Source organism: Pectobacterium brasiliense (assembly GCF_013449685.1).
GTDB classification, from domain to species: Bacteria; Pseudomonadota; Gammaproteobacteria; order Enterobacterales; family Enterobacteriaceae; genus Pectobacterium; species Pectobacterium brasiliense_A.
Genome location: NZ_JACDSF010000097.1, coordinates 2,804 through 4,189 on the forward strand (window position 1 = coordinate 2,804; position 1,386 = coordinate 4,189).

Below are 1,386 nucleotides of genomic sequence, written 5' to 3' on the forward strand. Positions count from 1 at the left end.
CCGGACGCTGGATGAAATGCCGCCACAGACCAGAAAGCTGTTGTTGCTGATACAGGGCTGGGTAAAAACGAGCGGTCAGCCGAAAGCGGCGTATCACTTTACCCGCAAACAGCTACGGGATGCGGTGCTGTGGGGCGACACACAACTGAAAATCCACCTTGCCCGTCTGGTTGAACTGGAATACCTGCTGCTGCATAAGCGAGGTCTGACGTTCTGCTATGAACTGCTGTTTGATGGCGATGCTCAGGCGGATAACGCGCATCTGTGCGGGCTTATCGACGTGCCGGAAGCGATAGAAATAACAGAGAAAGGTCAGTACGACTCCGCTCGGTCGGGGGTAAGTGAAAAGCGGTCGGCCACTGGTCGGGGTGCAGTCGGACAAGGCAATCGCTGTTAAAGCCAGTGCTGGCAAGGGTTCTGCGCCATCCGGTCGGGTTAACGGCAAAACCACTGTTCCGGCAGCACACAATAAACCCATCGTACCGTAGTTCCCTTCTTGACTGTTCCTCATCACTTCGCAGGACGCGCCGCCATGACCAAACCGAAACCACCCAGCCCCGAAGCCCTTTACCTTAGTGGCCTGTCTCAGATGCTGCGCCAGTACATGAGCGCGTACCTTGCGCACCTGACGGCGACGAACCACAGCCCGCGCACAATCGAATCCTACAGCGAACGGCTGCGGCCGTTCGTGACGTGGTGTGAAGAGCGGGGCATCACGCAGGCGGCACAGGTGAGTCTGTCGGTGCTGGAAGCGTATCAGCGGCATCTGCACAGCTACCGCAAAGCCGACGGCAAACCGCTGGCCCAAGGCGGGCAACTTAACCGCCTGACGGCTATCCGTATGCTGTTCCGCTGGCTGCTGCAACGGCATCATATCCTGTACAACCCCGCCGAACAGATGACGCTGCCGAAAGCGGAGAAGCGGCTTCCGGCGCAGATACTGAGCGAGGAAGAAACCGAAGCGGTGATGGACGCACAGGACACCGAGACGTTAACCGGACTGCGCAACCGTGCGGTGCTGGAAATGCTGTGGAGCACGGGGCTGAGGCGCAGCGAACTGGCAAACCTGATGCTGGCCGATGTGGATGTGGGGCGCGGGGTTCTGGTGGTGCGACAGGGCAAAGGCAACAAAGACCGGGTGGTTCCGGTTGGCCTACGGGCGCTGGTCTGGGTACAACGCTATCTGGATGCGGTGCGGCCACGGCTGACGACCAAGCATGACAGCGGTTACCTGTTTGTGACGATATGGGGCAAACGGCTGGCTCGGTCAACGCTGACGATACTGGCAGGCCGTGCGATACGGGATGATGCGCACCTGAAAAAGGCGGGGGCGTGTCATGTGTTCCGGCACTCGATGGCGACGCAGATGCTGGAGAACGGCGCGGA

At 59.7% G+C, this 1,386-nt stretch carries 1 protein-coding gene and 1 pseudogene; both read left to right on the forward strand.

Annotated elements, in window-relative coordinates; genetic code table 11:
* Positions 1 to 397: pseudogene (locus H0248_RS21310) on the forward strand (DNA primase); the annotation flags it as partial.
* Positions 398 to 532: 135 nt separating this feature from the next.
* Positions 533 to 1,386 (forward strand): site-specific tyrosine recombinase XerC (gene xerC, locus H0248_RS21315; protein ID WP_257981580.1); only part of this gene is annotated, 854 nt, incomplete at its 3' end.